The organism is Hymenobacter lucidus, assembly GCF_020447265.1.
Classification (GTDB): domain Bacteria; phylum Bacteroidota; class Bacteroidia; order Cytophagales; family Hymenobacteraceae; genus Hymenobacter; species Hymenobacter lucidus.
In genome coordinates this window covers 173,794-198,181 of sequence record NZ_JAJADR010000001.1, presented here as the reverse complement: position 1 = coordinate 198,181, position 24,388 = coordinate 173,794, and the positions used below count along the sequence as shown (strand labels likewise).

The following is a 24,388-nucleotide window of genomic DNA, read 5'->3' as shown; positions in this document are numbered from 1 at the left end:
GCGAAAGGGCCCTGCTATTGGCAATCAGTTTCAGGAGAAGCAATATACTATCAACCAAGCCCGCAGATCCTGGGCATCAGCGAATCGGTGGCAGGTGGCTTTTCGGGGTGCGGCTCCAACTCAGGCGTGGGAAAGGAAAACAAGCTCAGGGCCGGCTGCAAGCCAACCCTGAGCCATTGTTTTTCGCCGAGTTGTCGGCGGACTTTTTATTCCAAAGTCACCTGACAAACACTCCCCCGTTACTTTACTTAGCCACCATTTTGATGGTAAACACGGTACCGCCGGCTGAGCCGCTGCCCGCCCGAATCGTCATTTTTTTGTCGGTAATTTCCAGAATGCGGTATACCCGCTCCGTGGGTGAGGCGTCGGTAGCGCCAATGAAAGCCCCCGACCGCGAAAGCACGAACTGAGCCAGACCGGCCCCGGCCGCCGGCCCAAAGACGTAAGGTGAGGTGCCGGTTTCGGGAGCCTTGCAGATGTAGCCCGCCCCGGCCGAGAAGGTTTCGGCCTTGGCGTCGTAGCTAAACGTGTTGTTGGTCGAGAAGGTGTACTCATCGTCCGACTGGCAGGTGGGCAGCTCCCCGGGCTTCACGCCGGCAAAGTAGGCCAATGGGCTGGCTTCGGTACCTACCGTAATGGGCGCGTCGGCGGCGTTGTCCAGCATCCAGGTTTTCGACGAGCCGCCGGTCAGCAGTTGCTTGTAGGGGGCCGTGGCATCGTAGGGCATCAGCGTCACAATGGTGCGGGTGCCATCGGGGTTGGTACCGCGCAGGCGCAGCTTGCTGGCCGTGGCTTCCAGGATGTCGTAGGTCTTGTTCACCACCGAGTCGGCCAGGCCAATGAAGGACTTGTTGCCCTTGAGCACAATCTGCGGACTACCGTTGTTGGGCCGGAACACGAAGTTGCCCGAGTTGTTGCGGGAGCTGCCGCAGGCGCCGTTCTGGTAGGTTTTGCCCGCACTTTCGTAGTTGAGCGTAAAGCCGTTACTGAACGAAAACTGGTCGTCGAGCTGGCACGGGTCGAGGGTAGTGGAAGACGAAATCTGGCTGCCGCTGGCACTTTCCTTGATGATAGCGCCGGGCTCATTCGACAACGACCAGACTTTGATACCACCGGCTGCGCAACCTACCAGGTTGCTGAACGTGGCGTTGGTGCAGGCATCGGGAATAACGACGGTCTGCTTGGCCGAAATACCAGTGCCGCCCTTGCCGGCCGTAATCAGCTCTACCATGTAGCTGCCGGGCCGGGCGTAGGTGTGCTGCACTTTGTCGCCGGCCCCAATGGAGTTGTCGCCAAAGTTCCACTGGTACACGAAGCCGTCCTGGGCCGTGCTGGTGAAGCTCACGACCGTCGGATACTCGGTCGTATTGGCCTGGAAGGTGAAGCTGGACTGCGGCACGGCGCCTTCCAGCTCATAGTCTTTGGCGTCTTTCTCGCAGGAGGTTAGCAGCACGGGAGCTGCCAGCAACCCCAGCACGGCCAAACGGAATATATGTTTCATGGGAATTCAGAGGAAGTTATCGGTGGGAAGCACACTGCGCGGCTGGCCGCAGGCGGGCCGGCCGCGCAGCTGATTAATAGCCCGTATTCTGGCTCAGACCGGGGTTCACGTCGCGCTCCGACTGCGGAATGGGCAGCACCACGTTGTAGGGCTTCACGCCTTTGGCCCGCAGCTGGGGCGAAGTAAGCAGCTCGCCGGTACGCTTCATGTCAAACCACCGGTCCATTTCGAAGGCCAGTTCGTACTTGCGCTCCTTCCACACGGCCCGCTTGAAGTCGTCGGCGCTGATACCAGCGGCAATGTCGTGGTTGGCAGCTCCTGCAAAAGCGCGGCGGCGCACCCGGTTGATGGCGTCCAGGCCTTCGGTGTTGGGCCCTACGGCCTCGGCCAGAATCAGGTATACTTCGGCCAGGCGCATTACCGGAATGTTCAGCTCCGAGTCCCAGATGTTGGTGTTAACCTTGCCGATAAACCACTTCTTCACGCCGTAGCCATTAGGCGAGCCGGGTAGCGAAGCCGGCTGCACGCGGCCGTCGGGGTACTTGTCGCCGGGCATCCAGATAGTTACTGCGCGGCGAGTGTCGCCGGCTTCGTAGCCAGCCACGAAGTCGGGCTCGGGAATGTTGAAGCCGTAGCCGCCCTGGGGCACTACGCCCTGGCCACGGGGGCCCATAAACTCGTTGCCGCTCCAGCCCAGGCCATCCTGGGTCCACTGGTTGCGCCCCGCAATGTATTGCACTTCAAACATCGACTCCTTACCGTTCTCGTTGGCTACCTTGAAGTTGTCGCCGTAGTTGTCCCACAGGGCCTTGCCGCTGGAGCTGATGATGGTGCGGGCTTGGGTGGCCGCGTCGGCCATTTTGCCCTCGGTCAGATACACCTTGGCCAGCAGCGCTGCCGCCGACCACTTGGTGGCCCGCCCGATGTCGTCGCCGCTGTAGGAGGCATCCAGCTTGGCAATAGCGCCTTTCAGGTCTTCCTCAATCTGGGCGTATACCTGGGCGGCCGGCGTGCGGGCAATGTTCACCTCGGCCGTTGTTTTGGGCGGCTTGGTCAGCAGGGGTACGTCACCGAAGGCCCGTACCAGGTCGAAGTAGTATTTGGCCCGCAGAAACTCGGCCTCGCCGAGGCAGCGCTTCTGAATGGCGGGGTCGATGCTCATGCCGGGCACCTTTTCCAGCACGATATTGGCGCGGCCGATACCTACGAAGCAGCTGCCCCACAGGCGGGTAGTTAGGGTGTTGGTGGTCGGAATGTTGAAGTTGTCGAGCTGCTGCTGTTCCAGACCGTCGCCGCCGCCGCCGCCGCCGGTCGTCGAGAGGTCGGAGCCAATATCCCCGATACCCCACAGGGCAGAGTTGTACTGGCCGGCCTTGCCCAGCTCGCTATAAATGGCGTTGGTGGCCTGAATGGCGTCGGTGGTGGTTTTATAAAAGTTGGCGTCGGTTACCTGGTCGGTAGGAGCTTCTTCCAGAAACTTCTCACCGCAGCCCGAGAGCAGGCCCAGGGTCAGGAGCAGGGCACCGCCGGAATATTTAGTGAAGGTTGACATCGTCTGAGGGTGGTTAGGAGATTAGAAGCCGATGTTGAGGCCAGCCAGGAACACGCGCGACTGAGGATACACGCCCAAGTCGACGCCCCGGGCGCCTACTTCGGGGTCGAAGCCGCTGTACTTGGTCAGGGTCAGCAGGTTCTGACCACTCACGTACACGCGCAGCTGCTTGGCCGAAATGCGGCTCATCAGACCGGCGGGCAGGTTGTAGCCCAGCGTCAGGGTTTTGATGCGCATGTAGGAGCCGTCTTCCACGTAGTAGCTGCTCACGCGCAGGTTGCCGTTGGGGTCGCCGGCTACGGCGCGGGGCACGTCGTTGCTGGTGCCGGCACCGGTCCAGCGGCCCAGTACCCGGGCGCTGCCGTTGCTGTTGCCATACAGGGCGCTTTCCAGGATGTAGCGGTTCTGGTTGTAGATGTCGTTGCCCTGCGAGCCCTGCACAAATACGTTCAGGTCGAAGCCTTTCCAGGTCAGCGTATTGTTCACCCCGTAAGTAAAGTCGGGGTTGGGGTTGCCGATGTACGTCCGGTCACTGGCGTTGATGACGCCATCGTTGTTGAGGTCCTTGAAGCGGATATCACCGGCGGCCGTGCTTTTGGCGGGGTTGTCGCCGGCAGTTTGCACCGCGTGGTTTTTCACGTCTTCCGGCGTCTGAAACAGTCCGTCGGCTACCAGGCCGTAGAAAGCCCCGAATGCCTGGTTTTGGTCGTAGCGCACGATTACGCCGCTGAGCACGCTCAAACCATCATATGGCTTGCCTTCACCCAACGATTCAAGTTTCGTTTTGTAGGCCGAAATGTTCAGCGTCGTGGTCCAGTTCAGGTCTGAGCCCGAGCCGCGCAGGTTGCGCGAGGTGAAGGAGAAGTCGATGCCCCGGTTGTAGGCCGAAGCCGCGTTCCGGTTTACGGCCTCATACGTACCCGACACGAGCGACACCGGCACGGGCGCAATCAGGTTAGGCGAGCTACGGTTGTAAAGGTCCACGGTGGCCTCGAAGCGGTTATCGAGGAAGCCGAAGTCCAGCCCGATGTTGCCCTGGTTGTTGGTTTCCCAGCGCAGGTCATAGTTGGGCAAGCGGGTTGGAGCCGCACCCGTCTGCGTAGTACCGTTGGGACCGAAGGGGTACTGAATATCCGAGTTGACGGTGAACAGGTAAGCAAAGCGGCCAGCGTTGTTGGGGTTGCCTACTTTACCGTAGCCCGCACGCAGCTTCAGGCTGCTGATGGTGCGGTTGCCTTTCATAAACTCCTCCTCCGAAATGCGCCAGCCGGCCGATACGCCAGGGAAGAAGCCAAACTTCTCACCGGGGGCGAAGTTGCTCACGCCGTCGTAGCGCATGATGGCCTGGAACAGGTATTTGCCGTCAAACTCGTAGTTCAGACGGCCGAAGAAGCTGGCCAGCTTCTGGCGGGGCGCCAACGTTCCGGAGTTGGAAATCTGGGTGTTTACCGGGCCCGAGTTGATAGTTTGCAGGTCGTTGCGCAGGTAGCCCGTGCGGTAGGCGCCCACATCCTGCTTGTCGATAATCTGGCCCGACTGGCCCAGCAAGACGGTTACCTGGTGCTTGCCAGCAAACAGCTTGTCGTAAGTCAGCGTGTTTTCAATCAGGAAGCTCGAATTGTAATTTGAAGTGGCCGAGCCACCGGCCGTAGCCTGGGAGTAGCGCGTAGAGTACGTTTCGTCGCCTACTTTCAGCTCGGCCACGCCGGGCCGGAAGGAGTTGTAGTTGTCAAAAATCAGGTCGGCACCCACGTTGGTGCGGAAGCGCAGACCTTTCAGCGGCTCCAGCTCGGCAAAGAAGCTCGTCAGAGCGCGGTTGCGCACAAACTTCTGGTTGCTGATAGTGGCGGCGGCCAGCGGGTTTTCCTCCACGAAGTTGTCCTGGGCCCCGCGGGGCTCGTAGTACATGCCGTCGGGGCGGTACACCGGAATGATAGACGGAATCCGGATCATGTGCTGAATCGTGCCGTACTCGTTGTTGCGCGAGCCTTCGGTACCGCCGCCGGAATTGATCTGCCGGTCCTTCAGGTGGGTCAGGGAAATGTTGCTACCCAGCTTCAGCATTTTGTTCAGCTGCAGGTCGCCATTGGCACGCAGCGTATAGCGCTCAAATTGGGAGCCGATAACCGTGCCATCCTGCTGGAAGTAGCTGCCCGACACGGCAAAGCGGGCTTTGTCGCTGCCGCCGGTAGCCGAGAGGGCGTAGTTCTGAATGGCGGCGCGGCGGAACACCTCGTCCTGCCAGTCGGTGCCTTCACCCAGCGCATCAGGGTTGCGCAGCCGGTCCACCACAATTCGCTCACCCCCGGCAATGCGGTTTTCGTTGTTGATAATGGCATATTCCTTAGCTGAGAGCAAGTCCAGCTTGCGCCACACCTGCTGCACGCCGCGGTAGGCATCCAAGTTGATGCTCGATACGCCGGCCTTGCCGCGCTTGGTGGTAATAATCACGACGCCGTTGGCCGCCCGTACCCCGTAGATAGCCGTGGCCGAAGCATCCTTCAGAATGTCAATCGTCTCAATGTCGTTGGGGCTAATAGCGTTCAGCTGATTGTCTCCCCCATCAGGCAATGGGAAACCGTCGATAACGTACAGCGGATTGTTGTTGCCGGTCGAGGTGATGCCCCGCACGCGAATGGATGTACCGGCCGCGCCGCCAGGGGCCCCGCCGTTGGAGGTAACCGTGACGCCCGCTGCCCGGCCTTGCAGAGCCTGGGTGGCATCGGCCACGGGCTGGGTGGCAATTTCGCGGGCCGTCACCGACGATACAGCGCCCGTTACGCTGGCGCGCTCCTGGGTACCGTAGCCTACTACTACCACCTCACTCAAGGCTTTCAGGTCTTCCGTGAGCGTCACGCTCAGGCTGCCACCCGTTACGGCAACTTCCTGGCGCAGGTAGCCTACGTAGCTGAATACCAGCGTGCTGTTTTCCGGCACACTCAGCGTGAAGGTACCATCCGAGTTGGTGGAGGTACCGATACTCGTGCCTTTTACCAGCACGGTTACCCCGGGCAGGGGCTCACCGCTAGTTTGCGTCACACGGCCCGATACCTGGATATCGGCTAGCGTGGGACGCCCGGCAATGGGCAGCGGCAAGGCCAACGAGCCAGCCAGGGCAGGCACGCTTAGTGCCGGCAACCCCAGAGATGCCAGCAGCAACGCCCGCCGCAGAAAATGCGGGTAGTGGTTTGAATTCATGAGGGTAGGAATTTGGAAGTGGAGAGCTAAAAAGGAAAACACCCCTGCCGAACACGCGCCGGCCGGGGCCGATGATTCTAGGGTTGGGAGCCGGAGCCCTTCTGGCCGGTGGCCGGCGTAGTAGCCGCCGCGGGTGTAGCATAGCGGAAGCGCTTGGTCTGGTCGCCTACGCGCAGGGTAAAGTAGCCGTCTTCCAGCTGGGCCTGGCCCTGGGCATTGGGGTAGCTCAGGTGCTGGCGGGGCTCAATGTCGAAGCTAAACTCGCGGCTGGCGCCGGCGGCCAGTTCCTGCTTTTCGAAGTGCTTGAGCAGGCGCACGGGCCGGGCAATACGGCCTACTTCGTCGGTCAGAAACCAGAGCACGGCTTCCTTGCCGGCCCGGCGGCCGGTGTTGGTTACCTGCACCGTGGCGCGCACCTTGCCGCTGCCGCTCAGCACCGAGTCGGAGAGTTGCAAGTTGCTGTAGCGGAAGGTGGTGTAGCTCAGGCCCTCGCCGTACTCGGTAAGCATAGCGGCTTTGAGCTTGGGGCCCCGATTCTCGAAGCCGGCACCGAAGTCGCTCAGGTCGAGCGAGTTTTCGTTGTTGTCGTGGTGGTAGGGCGAAATATGGCCGGCAAACTGCGGATAAGTAAAGCTGAGCTTGGCGCTGGGGTTCACCTTGCCGCTGATTATTTCGGCAATGGCCTGCCCGCCGCCGAAACCCGGCAGTCCGCCCCAGAGAATAGCCGGCGACTTCTCGGCCACTGCCCGGATGATGCTGGGCCGCCCGCCGATAACGACCAGCACTGTGGGCTTGCCAGCAGCCTGGGCCGTGCGCACCAACTGCTGCTGGTCGTCGGGCAAAGTCAGGTCGCTGGTGTTGCCCAGCCCTTCGGTATAGGGCCGCTCCCCAATGGCCAGCACTACCGCATCGGCCTTGCGGGCGGCGGTGCCGATACTGGTCAGAGCCAGCTTGCCGGCCGCGTCGCGGTACGGAATCGTTTCGACCACCGCGCCGGGGTATTCCTTTTTCAGGGCGGCATAAATGGTCAGGATTTCCTTGGGGTACTCACCCTCGGGGCGGCCCTGCCAGGCCAGCGTCCAGCCCCCGGCCAGGTTGGCACGCGAGTCGGCCGACGGGCCTACCACGAGCAGACGCTTGACTTTGGCCGGCGCCAGGGGCAGTGTGTTCCGCTCGTTTTTCAGCAGCACCACCGATTCGCGGGCCGCGTCTACGGTGAGCTGCTTCAGGGCTGGGTCGCCGATGCGCTTGAGCCGGTCGGTGCGTGGCATCGGGTTTTCGAACAAGCCCAGATCTACCTTCAGCTGCAGTACCCGGCCGGCCGAGAGGTTGATGCGCTCTTCGCTGAGGCGGCCTTCCAGAACCAGCTCCTTCACCAGACGGCAGAAGTTGGTGGTATAGGGTGTCATGGCCATATCCACGCCGGCGTCAATGGCCATAAAGGTGGCCTCCTTCTCGTTAGCGGCGGTTTTCTGTACCCGCACCAGCCGGATGATGTCTTCCCAATCGGTAACGGCCACACCCTTAAAGCCCATCTGGCGGCGCAGCAGATCGGTAAGGATGGCTTTGGAAGAATGTACCGGCTCGCCATTGATGAGGCCACTGTTGATCATGATGGTTTGCAGGCCGGCATCCATGGCAGCCTGAAACGAGGGACGGAAAAACTCCTGAATACGCTGATCCGAAATCATGGCGTTGGTCCGGTCCCAGCCGTTGCGCGGGTCGGAGTAGCCCAAAAAGTGCTTGCCGCAGGCGGCCACCTTATAAGGAGCAATTTCCTTGTTTTCCTGCAGCTCGCGCACGAAAGCCGTACCCATTACGGAGGCTACCAATGGGTCTTCGCCGTAGGTTTCGTAGATGCGGGGCCAGTAAGTATTCACGCCCAGATCGAGCACGGGGGCAAATACCCAGTGGTGCCCCAGGTCGGCCGACTCCAGCACCGTGGCGCGGGCCGTCTGGCGGGCAAATTCGGGGTTGAAGGAAGCCCCCAGGTTCAGATTGTGCGGAAAGATGGCCGTGCCCGCTACGTAGCTGGCCCCGTGCATATGGTCGATGCCATAGATAATAGGAATGTGCAGGCGCGACTCACGCATGGCAATACGCTGCAAAGCGGCCGAGTACTTTATCCACTGCGTGGCCGGTACGGCCTCCCCGTTCAGGAAGGAGCCGACGTGGAACTGCCGAATGAGCGGCACGAGCTTGGCTGAGTCGAGCACAATATCCTTCTGCACGCCGGTCGTGTTGATAACCGTATTCGTGAGCTGGGTCATCTGCCCTATTTTCTCCTCCAGCGTCATCTGGGCCAGCAGCGCCGCTACCCGCTCACTCACCACAGCGGGGGGCAGGGCGCTGCCGGCCGCAGAAGCCGGCGCAGACGTAGTAGTGCTGGTGGCCGACGTAGGGGCCAGAGTGGTAGTAGGCACGGCCGGGCGCTGGCAGCCGCCCGCGACGCATAGCATCGCGCTGAGTAGGAGCGTGTAAGCTATACCGGCCGGCACCGCCGGCGAAAAGAATGCAGGACGCTTAGCGACTCTAGCAGGAGCAGCCAAGTGGAGGTGGGAAGTAGTCATTTCGATGGGGGGAATACCCAAAGATATCTTTACTTGTTCGGGAAATGCAATAGCAAAAACCCCTCATACTGAGCCTATTCAGCGTTTTTTCACCTACTTCACATCGTGATTATACACTTACTGCACACGCTTACAACAGCTATTTCAGGCTAATTGCCGATTCAGCCCGGTTTTGCCTTAGAATTGGACTTACAGCTAAAAAACAATGAAAAAAGAGGCTTTAAAGCCTCTTTTTCGAAAAATATTTTTGCGTGCTGCTCAGATTTGTGCCGCAAACGTTTGCAGCACCCTACGACCGTTCAGCTTCGGCCAACGAAGGAGCATCTTCCGTTGTGGTCGTCGCGTCGAGCAGAACGTGCGTCCAGCCCTCGTTTTCGTCGTAGTCGGGGGCTTGGCGGCGGCGGCGCATAGCCTCCAGCACCTTCTGGCTAAAGCTCCAGCAAGTGCCCTGCCGCAACTCCAGCACCCGCGACAATTCTTGGGAGGAGTAGTTACCCTTGTGGGTGTAAATCAGGAAGACGGCGTAGAAAGCTTTGATAATGGAGAACTTACACTTCTGCAGCATGGTATAAGCCGTAGCCGACTCGACGTAGCGACACTTGGTGCAGCGACGGGCATGGGCTTCGCGGGCGTCACAGTACTTTTCGTGTCCACACTTGCGGCAGCGGTAGCCGTTGGCCCACTTCAGGTCGGCTAGGTAGCTCAGGCAGGCATCCTTGTCGGGGTAAATCTGGCTGAACTCGCCAAAGTCCACTTCCTTAGACAGCACCCGGGCGGCCTGGGCCTCCTGCAGGTCGCGCTGCAGGTCGGTATTGAGCTTTTCGATGGCAGCCGACTGCAGCGCCAGCAAGCCGTTGGCCTGCAACAACTCTCGGTTCTGGGCCACGATGGTTTCGCTTTGCTGGCGCAGCTCCTCGGTGCGGCGCGCTACCTGGGCTTCCAGCTCCGAGTTGAGCTGGTCTTTCAACTCCTGGTTCTGGTGGAGCTGTTCCACCAGCCGATCTTGGGCTAAGTGCTTCTTACGCAGCTGCTTCACCAGCTTTTCCTGAGCCCGAATAGTGGCGTCCTTAATGCTCTTGATTTTCTCCCCCAGGGCATACGACAGCACGGCCACTTCGAAGACGAAAGCCACATTCATGCTGTAGACAGTAAAGGCATTGTTAAAAAAATCAACACCCAACTTCCTGGTAATCAAAAACAACAAGCTAACCGCTATACCAGCTTGGGCAAGTAGAAAGATGCGGGCGGGCTTGAACCCCTGCCGGTATACCTTAATAGCCGCGTAGTAGAGCATGCCGTAGGGCAGCAAATACAACCAGAAGCTGAAGCCGGACTGAATGAAGATGGTATCGAGTAGCAACAGCCCGGCGCTAAATAGCACCACCAGCCGCACCAGCGGGTCGAAGCGGGGCAGGCGCTGGGGCGCATCGAGGAAGTGGCGGGCGTAATAGCCGAAGGTAAGCAGCAGCAGAATGGGCGCGCCGGCATTGACAATCTGGTTGAGCCAGGGAAGCTTCGGCCAGATATATTCGAAGCCCAGGCCATCTTCCGACAAGAATAACAAGCTGCAGCTGAGTACGTAAGCCACGTAGCGCAGGTAGGTTTGCTCGCCGATAAAGAAGAAGATGAGCAGGTTGTACACCACCATAATCAGCAGCACACCGTAGAAGCCGCCCAACATGCCGTACTCACTCTGAAAGTGCGAGGAAAGCATGGCCTCATTGCGCAGGCGGCCCAAAAAGCTAGTTTTGGAGCTGGATTTAAGCCGCAGATAGTACGTGTGCGTTTCGCCCGGCTGCAGGTGCAGGCTGAACAGGAAGTTTTTGTAGGCGTAGGGCCGGGTAGCGAAGGGGAAATCGGCGCCGGTGCGCACTGCACTATACTGCCCGGCGGCATTGGCCCCATAAAAAGTGAGGTCATTGATGTGCGAATCGAACATCTCCAGGTACCAGTGATGCTCGTCGGAGTCGTCGGTGCGCACGTTAATGCGCAGCCAGTAGGCCGATTCGGTGTTTTCGATGTTGCCGGCCTGCTTGCCGCCCGAGGTTACGTCGCCGGACTGGAAGCGGCTGCTCCACCGCGCCCCCAGCACATCCTGCAGCGTGAGCTGGCCCGAGGGGTCTTCGAGCACGGCGTAGCGTGAGGGGTCGACGTAGAGTTCGTTGATGCCGCCGTGAATCCGGAGCGTGTCTTCGTGCGGGGCGGCCCGGCCAGGTGGTTGGAAAGCCAGAAAAAACAGGCACAGGCAGCCTAATATACGCCAGCGGAGAAAGCCAGCAGCCTGAAAACGGGGGAATTTGCGGGTGGAGGGCGTCATGTAGCTCCCAATTTAAGGAAACGAACGCAGGGCTGCCAACAGCGCCCCAAAGCGGAAGGCGGCTGACGGCTCCTCGCTACAGAAGCCACAAAAATTGCCGACAGTATTCCGCTTCCGGGCATTGCGAGCGGTTTTTATTGCCCGCCCTGAGTCGTTGGGGTGGTAGAATTGAATTGCAGCCAGCTCAGACTAGCACCCGGCTGCTCGACGTAGAGAGTAAGCGTATGCCGGCCAGCCGGCAGAGTAGCCATCGGAACCGCCACCGTAACCCAGGGCGCGGCGGCCTGGGTCTGGTTCACGGTAAGGCTGCCAATGGGCGCATCGTCTAGCTTTACCAGAAGACGGGCCGGGGTGGCCGAGTCGTTTTTTACGCGGGCCTGCAAGGTGTAGGCTCCCGCTTTGGCCACCGTCACGGTGTAATTAATCCACTCGCCGGCGGCCATGTCACCCACCGCGAAGCCATTAGAGGGCTTATCAGTATTCATCTGAATGTCAATACCATCGTTGCGGTAGACGCTGCCATTATTGGTCGGAGCCTCTTTGCGGTAGTCGATTCGCTCGGCGTAGGAGTCGTGGTAGGCAATGCCGTTGCGACCCATGTCGTAGTCGGTGGCGTGGATGGTGCCGGGAATGCTAAGTGGTGCGAAGGGCGTGCGGGCTGTGGCCGGACCGGTGAGGGCGGCAATTACGTCGCGGTTGGGTATGCACTGCTTGAACTCGACATTACGCAGCAGTGCGGCCCGGCCCTCGGGCGTAAGGATGCTGCCGTAGTGACGCACGCGCAGCAGGCTGGTTACCCCTTCCACCCGCTTCAGATTCCAGTGACACCAGCCAATGCCTTGGTTGTTAAGCCCCTGCACGGCTCCGGCAAACCACTCGTTGGAGTTTTCCCCGGTTTCGCCCACCCACACCGGCACCTGCCACTTGGTGCGGAAAGCGGCCAGGTTAGCCAGCAGGTTGATCTGGTTGGGGTTCGAGTCAGCAGCGGCGGGGTCGTTGGGGCACCAGTAGCGGTGGGCGTTGTAGACGAGGTTGCTCCGGTCTTGTATCTGGAGCTTGTCGGGCGTCAGGTTGGTGTACTCGTTGCCGTAGCCGTTGCCTTCCAGCAGCAGCAAGTGCTTATCGCCCTGTCCGCGCACGGCGTTGATGAGGCGACTGTAGAGGACGTTGATCTCGGCGTTGTCGTTGGATAAGCCATTATCAGCATTGACTTTATGCGGCTCGTTGATGAAATCGTACATGGCCACGCGCGGGTCTTTTTGGTAGCGGGCGGCCAACTTTTCCCACAGCCGTACCGTGATATCCTGGTAGATGAGGCGGCCCTTGGCATCTTTGCGCTTCCACAGGTCCAGGGGCACAAAATTGTCGTTGATGTTGCGGTCGAAGCCCTGGCCGCCGGGGGCCGCGTGCAAATCGAGGATGACGTACATCTTATTGGCCGCGCACCAACTCAACACGTCGTCGATGAGGCGGAATCCGTCGAGGTTTTTGGCGTCGGTAAAGAGCTGATTCTGGTCGTACCACTGGCTGAGGGTCTGCACGTAAGCAGCCACGTTGCGGGGGCTGCGGCTGGCTAGGTTGCGTGCCCGGCGCTGTTCCCGGGTCAGAAACAGGTCGTAGTGAAAAGGCAGCCGCACGCAGTTAAAGCCCTGGGCCGCCACGAAGTCGATATCGGCTTTGGTGACGAATTTGGCCCGGTACTGGGCGTAGAAATCCTCCAGCTCCTTTTCAGGCATCGTGCGCAGCAGCCCGGCCCGGATGCGAGCCTGGGAGTCAAGGGTGTCGGTTTTGAGAATGTAGCTTTCCTGTAGCAGCCAGCCGCCCACGTTGAAGCCGCGCAGCACGATTTCCTTGCCGTTGGCATCCACCGTTTTGCCGCCTTCGGCCCGCAGCATCGTCAGGCTTTGGGTTTTACCAGGTATTGGCAGCAACAGAATCAGCCACAGGAAGCAGTAGTACAAAGTAGGCCGCAGCGGGTAGCGCCGGCGCTGAGAGTCGAGCTTTTTCATGGATTGTCAGGTGTGAGTCAGAGTCTGGAAATAGAAACGGGACGGGAAAATCCCGCCCCGTTTCGGTGAAGGCCCACCCAGGGTCTTCACCTCTCCCATTTACTATTGTGAAGCCATGCTGACCGGGTTGTGCATCGTGCCAGGCGTAGGGCTTAGTTCTTAATGATTTTCCGGATTTCTACCCCGCTCCCGCTTTGTACCGTAAGCAGGTACACGCCACCGGGCAACACACTCACATCCAGAGCAGTAGTGGTGGTACCAGCCTTGGTTGTTACGGTCCGGATGGTGGCCCCGCGCATATCGGTGAGGATGAGCGTGTGGGCCGAAGCCTCGCGCAAGTCCACTGTCAGGACGTTACGCACCGGGTTAGGGTAAGCAGCTCCGACGATGCTGCCGGGCGCGGCCGTAGCGGATAAGGCGGTCCGGGCTGCGGTGCAGGTGCTACCGGCCGTGTAGCTGTGCGGCGTGGCGCTGGAGTTGCGTTCGGCCAGAGTATTGCCTACGCGGTAGGTGAAGTAGAAAGAAAGGCTGGCGCCGGCGGCCTGGGCCTGGGCAAACACGAAGTCGGAGCCCGAGGCCGTCATCTGGTAGCCCGCGTAGCCGCCGGTGCCTACTTTCACATAAATCAGAGCCATGGTGCTGCCGGCAATAGGCGTCAGGGGCACGAATTTCCAGCTCACGGTGCCGTTGGTGGTGCTTACCTCGTAGCGGTAGTCGCCGCTGGCCACCGTACCGCCGCACACCGTGCTGCCGGTGCTGGCCGGGGTGCCGTACACTTCCAGCTCGTAGAGCGAGTAGCCGTAGGTAGTACCGCGGGCCGTGCCGTAGATGCGCACGTAACGGCCCGCGCCGCTCAGGCCGGTGTGGTCGTTGGTCAGGGTGGTGTTGCCAGTCACGGTTTTGACGGTCGTCCAGGCGGTGGCATTATCCGAAACCTGCACCACGTAGTCTTTACCGTAGGCCGCTTCCCAGCTCAGCTTCACCCGGCTCACGTTGTAGCGCGCGCCCAGGTCTACATATAGCCACTGCGGATCGGCAAAGGCGCTGGCCCAGCGGGTGGCGGCATTGCCATCCACGGCCAGGGCGCCACCCATTTCGGGAGCTTCAGTGGAAGAAGTCGTGGTGGGTTTGTTCAGCGCCAGGTTGGTGCCGGTCTGGGCTCCGTTCACGGTGATGCTTACGGTGGCTGAGGTCGTTACGGCTCCGCCGTTGTCGGTGGCCCGGGCCGTGAGGGAATAGGAACCGGCGGCTACACTCGTCCAGCTGAAGCTGTAAGGAGCCGCCAGATCTTCGCCCAGCTTGGTAGTGCCGTTGTAAAACTCAACTTTGCTGACCGTGCCGTTGACATCGGCTGCATTGGCGGTAATAGTCACACTGGCCGGGGCCGTAAAGGCGGCACCATTGGCCGGGGAGGTGATGCTGACGGTCGGAGCTGGGTTGCTGGCCGTATTCACCGTTACGCTCACAGCGGCCGAAGTCGTGGTGGCGTTGGCGTTGTCGGTGGCTTTGGCCGTGAGGGAGTAGGTACCAGCCGCTACACCAGTCCAAGTGTAGCTATAAGGCGCGGCAGTAGCGGCGCCGAGCAGCGTGGCACCGTTATAGAACTCTACTTTCGCCACAGTGCCATCAGAATCAGCCGCGTTGGCCGTGATGGTCAGGCTGGCCGGGGCGGTGAAGGTGGCGCCGTTGGCCGGGGCCGTCAGGCTCACGGTGGGCGCGGCGTTGGTAGGCGTCGTGCCGTTTTTTACCAGGCTCCGGATGTTGTCGATATGGTACACATGGCTCGTCGTGGAGTTGGGCGCAAACAGGAACACCATCTTGTCCACGTCCGCATCGGGCGTACCAGCGTCGGGAGCACTGGCAAAGGTGAAGGTGAGCGTGTGCCAGGCGTTGGTTTGCTTCACCACGGCCTGATACACACTGTGGCGGCCGGTGGGGTAGTTGCCGGTGTTCGACTGGGCAATGTTTTCCAGCTGGCACGAAATGACCGTACCGGCCGGAGCCGTGGTATAGAGGTCAATGGCAAAGACTTTGTCGCCCTTTTTGTAAGCCGCGCCGTCTTTCACCAGCGTATTGCGGAAGGCCAGCACGTCGTAGGTAGCCGTGGCATTGCGGGCGTAGCGCCCCACGCGGGCCGAGGTATTCGGGGCCACCGCGGCGGGGTTCGTCACAGTGGGCGTGTAGGTGCCGTCGGCGCTGACGAAGGTCAGGTTGTGAGTGGCTTCGTAGTCTTCGAACATCGTCCCGGCCGTGTAGGTGGGCGCAGCCACGGTTTTGGCCACCCGAATGTTGTCGACGTAATACGTGTCGCCGGTCCGGGAATTATTGGCAAACAGGAAGGCAAGCTGGTCGATGGCCACGTTGGCCGTGCCCGCGTCGGGCGAAGAGGTGTAGGAGAAAGCCAAGGTTTCCCAGCCGTTTTGCCGGGTAGTACGGGCCTCGTAGCTGCTGTTGCGGCCGGCCGGGTACGAGCCCGCCGCAGCCAACTTGTTCTGCAGGTTCAGTACCACCGGCGTACCGACGGGCGCCGAGGTGTACACATCCACCAGAATCTGGCTGGTCTGGTCCTTAAACAGGCTGGCGTCTTCAATGATGCTACCCGGCGTACCGGCCGTAAAGAACAGCACGTCATACTGTTCCACCGCGTTGCGCACATACTTGGCCACTTTGGCCGAGGTGTTGGGAGCTACGGCCGCAGGGTTGGTAAAGGCGGGCGTGTAGGTGCCGTTGGTGAGCGTAGCATCGAAGGTGAGGCGACTGGTGCCATCGTAGTTTTCCAGGATGTCGGTAGCCACCACCGGCACGTCGGGCTTTTTGCGCACCAGCAGGTTGTCGAGGTAGAAAGTCGAGCCCGAGGCAATACCCGGCTGGAACAGGAATACCACGTTGTCGATGTCGTAGATGCTGGTGCCCGCGTCGATAATCTTCTCAAAATCAAACTCCAGCGTTTCCCAGGCGTTCTGGCGGCTGGTAGTAGCCGCGTAGGAGCTTTGCCGCCCCGTGGGGTAATTGGTGGCCAGCACGGTACGGCTGTTTTCAAACTGCATCGTGACCTTGCTGCCCACTGGCGCCGTCGAATACACATCCAGATACACTTTGCGGCGGCCGGCGGCGTAGTCGGAAGCATTGCCGATGGTGAGGCCGCGCACATACAGCACGTCATACAGTTCGGATCCATTGCGCACGTAGCGGCCCACCTTCGTGGAGGTGTTCGGAGCCGCCGCGGCTGGGTTGTTCACGGCCTGCGTGAGCACGCCGGTCATGGTGCCGTAAGTAAGCAGGCGGTTGGCTTCGTAGTCTTCAACCACCCGCTCCAGCTGCAGCGGCGCACTCACCGTCACGGCTTTAGAATACGTGGTAGTAGTGCACCCGTTCACGGTCACGGTGGCCATTACGGTGCCGCCGGTGGTGCCCCAGTTCACCTGAATGGAGGTGGTGCCCTGGCCGCTGCTGATGGTAGCGCCGGACGGCACAGCCCAGCTGTAGGTAGCACCGCTGATGGCGTCGAGGCGGTAGGTTTTGCCCTGTTCGCCCTGGTACACCTGCGCGTCGCCGTACACGGCGTAGTTGGAAGCTCCGGTGTACACCCGCACGTAGTCGACCTGGGTAGTAGTGGGGTAGTCGGCGGGGGTGGGCGCCGTGTTGCCGGTGAAAGGCGTGCCGGGGCCGCCCACGGCCGTGTTCAGAATCAGGTAGTAGTTGTTGGTGTTGAACGGCCAGGCGTTGCCCACAGTAGTGGCGGGCGAGGCGGTGTGAAACAGGATGCCGTCGACGAACCACTTGATCTGGTCAGGCCCCCACTCGATGCTATACACGTGAAAGTCAGTCGACAAGTCAACCGTGCCGCTGTATTCGCGGCCGGTAAAGTGCCAGCCGCCCGCGTCGTAGTGAATGGTGCCGGCCGTCGATTTCGGGTTCTTGTGCTTGGCCTCCATGATGTCAATCTCGCCCGTGTAGGGCCAATTGCCGGGGTCAGCCAGCATCCAGAAGGCGGGCCAGATACCCTGGGCCGACGGCAGTTTCATGCGGGCCTCAATGCGGCCGTACTTAAAGGTTTGGAGCGCGCCGCTGGCCGTTTTCGATTGGAGCTTGGCGGAAGTGTAGTTGTAAGTACGGCCATCTACGACCGTGTTTTCGTAGCGGGTGGCAATGTTCAGGTAGCCGCCGGTTACGGTGGCGTTGGCCGCCCGGTACGCCTGCAGCTCGGCATTGCCGAAGTTGCAGTTGCCCACATTACAGCCGTCACCCTCATACACCTGCCACTTGCTCAAGTCGCCGGGCGTGTTGAACTCATCGGCCCATACGAGCTGGGTACACTGGGCCCACAGTGTGGTGGGCGCAAACAGCAGGCCGAGCACGGCCAGCAGCTGCCAGATACCTCGGACCTGAGAAGCGGGCACATACTGGCGCACCCGACGTGCGTAGAACTGAGTTCTCATATTGCTTGAGCTGGATTGGTGGGGAATCAGCGGAGACACTGGGCACACGGGTGCCGCAGCAGCAATAGGTGGGATGAGACCGGAAGGAAAGCGGAGCGGAGAAGTAAGCGTGGCTGGTAAGGCCGGAGCAGAAATGCAAAAAGCAATAGTACCGAAGCAGGCCGGCAGCAGCCGGCAAAATGGCTACCACCAGAGTAGCAGCAGCCCGCAACAAAGCGCCACAAACGTTTGCGGCGGATCAAATATTCAGCCGTTGTTTGGGAAATGCAAGCTTCAAAACCCGCTCACTTGTCCGAAAACAGGGTTTTTAAACTTGCATCACACGTAACCTATACACTTATAGCACACGTAAAGGCGGCCTTTGCTTCTGCCAGCCCTCTTCTCTCTTCGGCCAGCCACCCAGATAAAAAACAATGGAAAAAAGGCCCGCTGAGCCAACATTTGTACAATTATTTTTTCGGCACCTACTTTTACCCAATGAGTTGCTTGGTATAGTACCGCGCCAAGCTTTCAGCACACTTTCGGAGGTCGACGTCTTGGCCTACCGGCAACGTTGGGCTTTACTCTTACCCCGGCACACGGCAATACACCAAGCTGGTTTTACCGTACCACGTAATCATACGAACTAAGCAACCACGCCTCCTATGAATCTGAATCGACTACGCCTATTGCTGTGTATGCTATTGCTGAGCCAGGCGGCTATTGCCTTTGGGGCCCGGGTTGATACCGTGGCCATTCCAAGTATGGCAATGCAGCGCACCTACAAGGCGGCTGTGGCGCTGCCGGCTTCCTATACCAAGAATAAAAAGGCCCGCTACCCGGTGCTCTATCTGCTACACGGCGCCTACGGCCACTTCGGCGACTGGCTAAACAAAACACCTGACCCACAGCTGATTCATAAGCTGGCCGATCAGTACAACCTCATCATCGTGATGCCCGAAGGCGAAACCTTCAGCTTCTACCTGGATAGCCCGGTAAACAAAGGCAGCCAGTTTGAAACCTATATTACGAAGGAGGTAATCGGGCGAATAGATGACACTTACCGCACGGTGCGCAGCAGCAAGGGCCGCGTCATTACGGGCCTGTCAATGGGCGGACACGGGGCTTTGTACCTATCGGGGCGACATCCGGAGCTGTTTGCGGCGGCCGGCAGCATGAGCGGTGCCCTCGACTTGTCCATCACCAACCGCAAGCTGACACCCGAGGAGGCTAAAAACCGCCAGTCGCTGTTCGACCCGATTCTGGGGCCCGAGGGCAGCGCCAAGCCCGATGTGTACACAGCCAACTCGGTAGTACACATGGCCGATAAGCTTTTCAGCAACGGGCTGCCCCTCATCATCGACTGCGGCGTCGACGATTTCCTGATTGACATAAACCGGGAGGTGCACCGCCGCCTGCTCTACAACCGCACCCCACACGACTATACCGAACGGCCCGGCGCCCACACCTGGGAGTACTGGCAGAACGCGTTGCCTTACCACGTGCTGTTTTTCCAGAAAATACTGCAGGCCAATGCCGTAACAATTTCGCAATAATAAGTAGCATAGGCAGCACGCAAAAGGCCGGCAGGAAAATTCCTGCCGGCCTTTTTACACGGTTGGGATACTCCTCCGCTTTAGTGCTGAATGCTGATATTCTCTTCCAGCACCTCTTTACCCTGAGTTACCTTGATGTGGTACAAGCCGTTCGGAATTTTGGAGGTGTCGAGGCGTAGCTCGCCCTGCTGGGTCTGCTGCTGGCTTACCCGCTTGCCGCGGCCATCATACAGTTCCACGCTGAAAGCCTGGAAATCGTACTGGGGCTGGCCGTCCAGGGCTTCATTCTGGGGGCTGGCGCTGGTGCGGGCCGGGTCTTTCGACGTCACGAGCAGGTAGTCGTTCGATGGGTTGGGGTAGAGGCTGATGCGCTGTTCCGCCTCCCGCATTTGGCCGCACTTGGGGAATAGCTTCGTCACGGTTTTGCTGGCCGTAGCCACGTTGCCACTTACGCAGGCATTGTTGATGCTCACCGAAGAGGCAACGGTCGAGTAGCCTTGCTCCAGCCATACCGTGGCCGTGTTGCTGTCGTCGAAGGCGGGGTCCTGGTAGCCGTCGATGGTCCAGCGGATGGTGCTGCCGAGGTTGGTACCGGTAGCCGTCAGGCGGTACTGCGCCTGGCATGGGGTCGAGGAAACAATAACCGAGCTGATAGCCACCGTAGCCGTGCTGCAGGTAACCGGTACCGAGCCGCAAGCCAAGTTGCCCAGGCCCAGGGCCGGATTGGCAAAGGTATTGGCTCCGCTCATCACCGTATATACGCCGCCCGTGCCCACCACAATGTTGGCCGGATTGGCGACGCAGATATAGCCGCCGGGCTCCACAATCAGCTGGCCGTCTACCTGCACCCGGTTGCCGGCCCGCACTACCAGCGTAGCACCGGCCTTGATGCGCAGCACCGAGCCGGCATTGATTTGCAGCAGGCTAGTCGATTGCAGATCAATCAGCGAGTTGCGGTTCATCGTGAGCGTAGCCGTGTAGGGAGCCACGCCGCCTACAAACATAGAGCCTCCGTTATCGAGCGTGACGCGGGTGCCGCAGTTGGAGCTGCTGATTTCAAAGTTGGCAGGCGTAGGCATTCCCTGAGTAGTCGCAGTGCCACCGCTGGTGAACAGCGTGCCATTGTTGATGTGCAGCTCGCCGCCATCGGTAACGCGCACCGAGCTGAGCAGGCGGCGGTAGGCGCTGCCGTAGTTGTAGGCCGCGCCCACCAGAGGGGCCGCTAACGACAGACCGTTGTTCGACTGCGCCAACTCGTTCATAATCCAGCTCACGTTGTTACTGTAATAGGAGTTGGGCGTCTGGGTCGAGCTCGTGCCGTTGGTAATCTGCACGTGGGGCTCACTGGTGGAAGGCGCGAAGTAAGCGTCGAAGGCGTACTTGGTGCGGTCGGGCCGGTTGGCCACGATGTTGGCGGCCACGTTGTAGCTCAGGTTGGGACTTGCCACGGGGCCGGCCACAAAGGCGTCGATAACGCTGATGGTGGGCATAAACGTGTGAATGTCGGGGCCGCCGTTGAAGAGGCTGGAGTTCTTGTCCCGGAACTTGCCGGCCGTGCGGTACGTCGAGCCCGGCGAGGTGTCGTAGGCCGGGGTACTGGGGCTCACCTGGCGGTAGTGCCATTTCAGGCTATACTGCTTGGAGTAACGGAAAATCACGTTATGATTGCCCCGCGACGAAGCACCGGGCATGGCGTAGGCAAAGGCGTCCCCGGTAGCCAGCGTTTGCCAGTTGCTTTGGTTGATGCTCAGCAGCTCCATGCCGGGCCACGAACCGGGCTGGAAGCTGGCCTGGGCATTACCGTTGGCCACGGCCACGCGGCGCAGCAAGGAAGGGTAGCTGCCCGCTGAGTTCTGCCAGCCCTGCCACTCGTTGCGATACGACATGGCGGCGCCGTCGTCGAAGTGGTAAATCATCATCTGCCGGCTGGCCGGACGCAGCAAATCCGATTTGGCTTCCCGGGCACTGCCGGCCCCAATCCAGACGTCGGCCAGGCGGTCGACCATGTACTGCAGGCCCAGCGGAATGTTGGCGCCGCGGTGGGGCGAGTCCATCGACACGTAGAGCTTGGCGTTGTGGCAGATGTTCTGCTGTTCCATCCAGGCCAGGGCAAAGCGGGCCACCTGGCCGCCCATGCTGGCCCCCATCACCACCGATTCCTGGGCGTCGGCGGTGCGGTTGGCGGGGTTGTTAATGTAGTCGAGCAGCTCGACGAGCACCATCGAGTTGTTCTGAATCAGGTCGGCACCGTCGGTGAAATCGAGGTACACTACATCGTAGCCCTGCTGCTCCAGCTGGGCCCGTAGCGCGGGCAGCTTTTCGAGGGCCTTATACTCGCCGTTGTAGTCCACCATTTCATTCCAGCCGGCTTCTCCGTTGCGGTAGATGCCCGCGCCGCTGCCCGCAAACAGGCAACTTGCACTCTGAAACGTGGAGAGCGGTACGGGACCCGTAGAGCCCGGCGCATAGTTGAAGCACATCGTGCCGGCGCGCAACTCGCGGAAGTCGATGCCTTCCACAAACACCATGGGTTTACGGAATTTGCCGCTCGTATTGCCAGCGCCCCATTTCACCCAGCCCATAGCCCGGGCCCGGGGATACGAGCCCCACAAGCGCGAGGCGGCTAGGCCGAGGGCCACATCGGGCGCTATAGAAGCCGTGCGGGCCTGCTGCACCGCCGTGGTGGCGTAGGCACCGTCGGCATACACCCACACCTGCTGCTGGGGCTGGGGCTGGGCCACGTTGTCGGCGCTGAGCACGCCCGTGTGGCCTGTAGCTTCGCCCGTGTTCCAAAGGGACGTTACCGTCGAGCCCATCGGGCGCTGCAGCCAGCCGGCCCCGTCGCCGGTATCGAGCCACACGTCCTGGGTGGGCACGTTGCCGAAGCAGAACTCGGGGCCCACGTACACTTGGTAGCTGCCGCTGTAGGTTTCGACGGGTAGGGCGCTGGCAAACACCCGGCCCTGGGTGTAGGGGCTGCGGCTCAGGTCGGGGCCGTCGTATACCTGGGCATTCACCGAGTCGATGGTGATGAGCTTCTCGTTGGCTGCGTTGGGCAGCAGCTTGTCGTACTGATAGTTGAGCACCAGCAGCGGCACCTGCCCGTGTTCCATGCGGGCCCGGATGCGGCCTCGCAGTTCCTCCAACGACGGCAGACTGGCCTTGTTGAGCGAGGCCTGGTAGTATTCCGCGTACTGCTGCTCCCAGTTGGCGTAGGTGTTGAGCTTTTCGCCGGTGCCGGCAAACTTTTCCGGCTCACTTACGGGCAAAGCTAGGTCGTAGAGTACGCCGGATTTGATGCGGGCCTGGTCGAGCGTACTCAGGCTGACCTGCAGCTCTTTGGCCATGTTGCTCGGCAGTTCCTCGTCGCTTTGCCCAAAAGCGGGCAGAAACAGGCCTAATAGCCCGAGAATTAATAAATGTTTTTTCATAAAATAATTGATAAATAATAATTAAGGTACTAGTGTAGAAATAAGTAAAATATTAAAAATGAATAATAACATTCTGAGTATCCAGGGGACTTAGCAATAAATCCTGCCCCGCAGTTTTTATCTCACCTTTTTCATTGAGAATCTCCCAGTTAATCCGGCGCTTTTCACCGGCATCCAGAGTCCGTAGATACGTCAACGTATCCGAGTTCTTAAATTCATCAACGTTGCTGGCGTAGCCATACACTGTAATGCGAGCTGGGGTATGGGGTGGGTCGTCGCGGAGCCGGATGCGCACATAAGCCGGGGCCTGCACCGGCAGGCGCAGGGCCGCGTTCGGCTGATCCTGGCCAACGGCCGGGGCTTCGCTCCACAGCGTATAGTAGCCCGGCGGCGCGCTGGCGCGCAGCACATAGTGCACTCCTTTCACCACCGGAGCCTCAAAGGAAAAGTTGCCCTGCTGATCAGATAGCCAGGTTTCCTCCGCTGCCTGGTAGCCGCCCGCTGCCAGCCCGCTGCCACTCTGCGCATACACGTGCACGGTAGCGCCGGCCAGCGGTAGCCCCGTGTGGCGGTCAACTACCCGGCCCGTTATCCGGAGCGGCTTAGGTGGCGGAAGAGGAGATGCGCAGCCGCATAATAGCCCCAGCCATAGCAGGCCGGACTGCGGAAGTAAGCGCCAGTAAGGGAAAGGCAAGAGCGATAATTAATTATAATAACGAATGATAGTAAATAGCGCAATAGCCAGCTAAAGCATGAAGCTTTGACCGAAAAATTAATCAGAAATCAGCAAGTTCTTTAAACAGCTCTAATGGAGCAGCTATAATAGCTACAATAATTTCTAATCGATACGTAAAGGCAATAGTAACTAGTAGTATAAACTGGGGCTTAGCTATAGTATTCATCCCGAGCCCGGCGGCATGATGCTGCAAGGTAGCAGGATTATTTATAATTGAAAATAAATTTACAATTACCTAAACCAATAGCTAGCTTCTTCGGCCAGTCTTTGTGCAAACAACGCCCTGCGCAGGCACCCAGCGGCACAAATGGCGGACAAAAAATGTCGAAAGAGCTACCACACTACCGCTAAGCCAGCCGGCAGCGCTGGTCAGACAACCAGCTTGTAGCCAATGCCGCGGATATTGATAATCTGCACCTGCGGGTCGTCTTTCACGTGGCGGCGCAGGCGGGTGATGAACACGTCGAGGCTACGGCCGTTGAAGAAACTATCGTCGCCCCAGAGCTCCCGCAGCACGACGGTGCGTTCCAGCACCTGGTTGCGCTGGTCGTAGAGGCGCTTGAGCAGTTCGGCTTCACGGTTGGAGAGGTCGGCGGCGTGGCTATCGAGGTGGAGGCGCTGCTTGGGGTAGTCGAAACGGTAGCGGCCGATGGGCAGCGGGCCTGCGGGTGCTTCCGGCGCGGCGGGCTGGCGGCCCAGCAGGGCCTTGATCCGCACAATCAGCTCATCCATGCTGAAGGGCTTTTTCAGGTAGTCGTTGCCGCCCAGCTCGAAGCCCCGCACTACGTCGGCCGTCTGGGAGCGGGCGGTAAGGAAGATAATGGGCACCGTCTGGTTTTCCGCCCGGATGCGCTCAGCTAGCGAGAAGCCATCGAGCCGGGGCATCATCACGTCGGCCACCACGATATCGGGCAGCGCGGCCCGGAACAGGCGCAGGCCCTCTTCCCCATCCTCGGCGTATTGTACCGTAAAGCCCCGCATTTCCAGGCTGTCTTTCACAATCATGCCCAGCGCGGCTTCATCTTCAATCAGGAGAATTGTGGGCATGAGTGGCGAGAGTGGGTAGGGTTGGAAAACAGAGGGCTTTCTTTAGCGAAGGA

11 protein-coding genes are annotated in these 24,388 nt (G+C 59.9%); 1 reads left to right on the top strand and 10 read right to left on the bottom strand.

What is annotated here, in order from left to right; genetic code table 11:
• Positions 1 to 244: 244 nt before the first annotated feature.
• From LGH74_RS00860 to LGH74_RS00830, 7 genes are all read right to left on the bottom strand, one after another.
• Entirely contained in the window at positions 245 to 1,501 is a 1,257-nt protein-coding gene (locus LGH74_RS00860) for a PKD domain-containing protein (RefSeq protein ID WP_226170474.1), read from the bottom strand.
• Positions 1,502 to 1,574: 73 nt separating this feature from the next.
• Positions 1,575 to 3,053, bottom strand: a complete 1,479-nt coding sequence (locus tag LGH74_RS00855; protein WP_226170472.1) for a RagB/SusD family nutrient uptake outer membrane protein — start codon at positions 3,051 to 3,053, stop codon at positions 1,575 to 1,577.
• Positions 3,054 to 3,074: 21 nt separating this feature from the next.
• The gene (locus LGH74_RS00850) at positions 3,075 to 6,251 is read right to left on the bottom strand and encodes a SusC/RagA family TonB-linked outer membrane protein (RefSeq protein ID WP_226170470.1); all 3,177 of its coding nucleotides are present in this window, start codon (positions 6,249 to 6,251) and stop codon (positions 3,075 to 3,077) included.
• 77 nt (positions 6,252 to 6,328) lie between these two features.
• Entirely contained in the window at positions 6,329 to 8,710 is a 2,382-nt protein-coding gene (locus tag LGH74_RS00845; RefSeq protein ID WP_226170467.1) for a glycoside hydrolase family 3 N-terminal domain-containing protein, read from the bottom strand.
• Positions 8,711 to 9,110: 400 nt separating this feature from the next.
• Positions 9,111 to 11,138: a 7TM diverse intracellular signaling domain-containing protein gene (locus LGH74_RS00840; protein WP_226170464.1), complete on the bottom strand. Its 2,028-nt coding sequence runs from the start codon at positions 11,136 to 11,138 to the stop codon at positions 9,111 to 9,113.
• A 134-nt stretch (positions 11,139 to 11,272) separates the two neighbouring features.
• Positions 11,273 to 13,147, bottom strand: coding sequence for a cellulase family glycosylhydrolase (locus tag LGH74_RS00835; protein WP_226170462.1), 1,875 nt, complete (start codon positions 13,145 to 13,147; stop codon positions 11,273 to 11,275).
• A 152-nt stretch (positions 13,148 to 13,299) separates the two neighbouring features.
• Positions 13,300 to 17,586 (bottom strand): Ig-like domain-containing protein, encoded by a 4,287-nt coding sequence (locus LGH74_RS00830; RefSeq protein WP_226170460.1) that lies wholly within the window; start codon positions 17,584 to 17,586, stop codon positions 13,300 to 13,302.
• A 644-nt stretch (positions 17,587 to 18,230) separates the two neighbouring features.
• On the opposite strand from LGH74_RS00830, the gene LGH74_RS00825 reads away from it, so the two are divergent.
• Positions 18,231 to 19,121: an alpha/beta hydrolase gene (locus LGH74_RS00825; protein ID WP_226170458.1), complete on the top strand. Its 891-nt coding sequence runs from the start codon at positions 18,231 to 18,233 to the stop codon at positions 19,119 to 19,121.
• 80 nt (positions 19,122 to 19,201) lie between these two features.
• On the opposite strand, the gene LGH74_RS00820 is transcribed toward LGH74_RS00825, so the two are convergent.
• The 3 genes from LGH74_RS00820 to LGH74_RS00810 all read right to left on the bottom strand — a co-directional run bounded on the left by LGH74_RS00820 (position 19,202) and on the right by LGH74_RS00810 (position 24,335).
• Complete coding sequence (locus LGH74_RS00820; protein ID WP_226170456.1) at positions 19,202 to 22,552, bottom strand: T9SS type A sorting domain-containing protein; 3,351 nt, start codon at positions 22,550 to 22,552, stop codon at positions 19,202 to 19,204.
• A 52-nt stretch (positions 22,553 to 22,604) separates the two neighbouring features.
• Positions 22,605 to 23,246 carry a carboxypeptidase-like regulatory domain-containing protein gene (locus LGH74_RS00815; RefSeq protein ID WP_226170454.1) on the bottom strand — a complete coding sequence of 214 codons (642 nt, stop codon included), beginning with the start codon at positions 23,244 to 23,246 and terminating at the stop codon, positions 22,605 to 22,607.
• 411 nt (positions 23,247 to 23,657) lie between these two features.
• Entirely contained in the window at positions 23,658 to 24,335 is a 678-nt protein-coding gene (locus tag LGH74_RS00810) for a response regulator transcription factor (RefSeq protein WP_226170452.1), read from the bottom strand.
• Between the last annotated feature and the right edge of the window lie 53 nt (positions 24,336 to 24,388).